The organism is Phascolarctobacterium succinatutens YIT 12067, from assembly GCF_000188175.1.
Classification (GTDB): domain Bacteria; phylum Bacillota; class Negativicutes; order Acidaminococcales; family Acidaminococcaceae; genus Phascolarctobacterium_A; species Phascolarctobacterium_A succinatutens.
Map to the genome: position 1 here is coordinate 1 of NZ_GL830929.1, position 2,332 is coordinate 2,332.

General features: G+C 49.7%; 2 protein-coding genes. Both read left to right on the forward strand.

What is annotated here, in order from left to right; all coding sequences use genetic code 11:
• The first annotated feature begins 240 nt into the window (after positions 1 to 240).
• The gene (gene trpE / locus HMPREF9443_RS08725; protein WP_009146233.1) at positions 241 to 1,704 is read left to right on the forward strand and encodes an anthranilate synthase component I; all 1,464 of its coding nucleotides are present in this window, start codon (positions 241 to 243) and stop codon (positions 1,702 to 1,704) included.
• 3 nt (positions 1,705 to 1,707) lie between these two features.
• Entirely contained in the window at positions 1,708 to 2,274 is a 567-nt protein-coding gene (locus HMPREF9443_RS08730) for an anthranilate synthase component II (protein ID WP_009146234.1), read from the forward strand.
• The last annotated feature ends 58 nt before the right edge of the window (positions 2,275 to 2,332 follow it).

Genomic DNA, 2,332 nt, shown 5'->3' on the forward strand with positions numbered 1-2,332 from the left:
ATAAATGGACCGTTGAGGGTGCTGTCAAATCGTTTAGGCGAGAGTATTCGGCAACGTTGCACCGGCGTTAAGGGTGAGGAATGTGTCAGCATTCTGCGAGAGAGCGCCGATGTACGGCGAAGCAAGGTGGTACCGCAGGTATAAGTATTTATAGCCTGTCCTTGATATTGCTCAAAGTGAGCAGTACGAGGACAGGCTTTTTTGTTGACACGGGTGAAAATAAGCAGATGAGGTGACAAAATGTTAAATTTATCTTTGGAGCAGGTCATGCAGTATGCAAAGGACTACAAGGCTGTGCCGGTAGCGAAGGAATGCCTGGCGGATATGCTGACGCCGCTGGCATTTTTGGACAATGTAAGACGCAGCAGCCGCAACTACTTCCTTTTGGAAAGTATTGAGGGCGGTGAGCACTGGGCGCGCTATTCCTTTGTAGGCTATGATCCTGTGCTGCGTTTGAAAATAACCGATGGTAATGCGGAAATCATCAGCGGTGCTGCCGTAAAGTATCAGGAAAATGATCCTCTTGGCTGTATCCGTCATATTCTGGAAGAGTACAAGGCACCGCTGATTGAAGGCCTGCCTAATTTTACCGGCGGTCTTGTAGGCACCTTTGGCTTTGATTTTATGCGCTACTGCGAACCTGATATGCGGGTGAATAAAGAGAGCAAGGCGGAATTTGCCGATGTTGATTTAATGCTGTTTGATAAGCTGATTGCCTTTGACCATCTCAAGCAGAAGATTTTCCTGATTGTGAATGTCAAAACGGATAATGCTGCCATCAATTACGCTAAAGCAGAGCGTGAAATTGCGGCGATGGAGGAAATGCTGCTGCAGCCTGTGCAGCCGAAGAAGCCTGTAAAGGCTAAGCTGGGCGAGTTCACCAGTAACCAGAGCCGTGAGCAGTATAATAAAAGTGTGCTTCGCTGCAAGGAATATATTAAAAACGGCGATGCCTTTCAGATTGTTTACGCGCAAAAATTCAGCGCAACCTATGACCAAAGCCTTTTCAGTGCTTACCGCTATTTGAGAACGACGAACCCTTCGCAGTACATGGTATTTTTGCATAATGACGATATGGAAATTGCCGGCAGCTCACCGGAAACGTTGGTGAAGGTGGTAGGCAAAAAGGTCATCAGCATGCCGATTGCGGGCACACGCCGCCGCGGACGGACGAGCGAGGAGGACTTGGCGTTGGAGCAGGAGCTTTTGGCAGACGCTAAGGAAATCGCCGAGCATAATATGCTGGTAGATTTGGGGCGCAACGATGTGGGCCGTGTCTGTGACTTTGGCAGCGTCAAGGTGAGCGATTACAAGGCAATTAAACGCTTTTCACATGTTATGCATATCACGAGCAAGGTTACAGGCCAGCTGAGCGCTGATAAGGATGCACTGGATGCGCTGCGGGCGGTGTTCCCGGCAGGCACGTTGAGCGGAGCGCCGAAAATTCGCGCCTGCGAGATTATCGACGAGCTGGAGCCGGAGCGCCGCGGTATTTACGGCGGTGGCATGGGGTATCTTGATTTTGGCGGCAACATGGATATCTGTATTACCATCCGCACTATGGTTAAGAAGAATGACAGAGTTTATATTCAGGCCGGCGGCGGTATCGTTGCGGATTCCGTGTTGGACAATGAATTTCAGGAAACCGTGAATAAGGCAGGCGCCTGCATGGCAGCGCTGTGCATGACGGCAGAGGAGGAGTAAGGAATGATTTTGATTATAGATAACTACGACAGCTTTACTTTTAATCTGTATCAGCTGATTGGCGAAATCAATTCTGATATCAAGGTTGTGCGCAATGATAAGCTGACGATTGAGGATATCAGAGCTATGCAGCCGGATCATATTATTATTTCGCCCGGTCCGGGTAATCCAAAGCAGGCGGGTATTTGTCTGGATGTTATCCGCCAGCTTGCCGGTGAGTTCCCGATTTTGGGCGTCTGCCTGGGGCATCAGGCGATTGGTGAGGCTTTTGGCGGTAACGTTGTGCATGCGCCAGAGATTGTGCATGGTAAGGCAGATAAGGTGTATCTGGAGGCGGCAAGCCCCATTTTTAAGGATATGCCTGATGGCTTTGAGGCAGCGCGCTATCATTCGCTGATTGTGGAGCCGGAAAGCTTGCCGGAATGCCTGGAGGTTACGGCGAAAACAGCGAAGAATGAAATCATGGCGCTGCAGCATAAAACTCTGCCGGTGTATGGCGTGCAGTTCCATCCGGAGTCGATTATGACGCCGCAGGGACGGACGATTTTGAAAAACTTTTTGAGCCTGTAAAGCAAAACGCAGAATGTACTGAGAAGTGCATTAGTCCATTACTTGTGGTTGGGTCGAC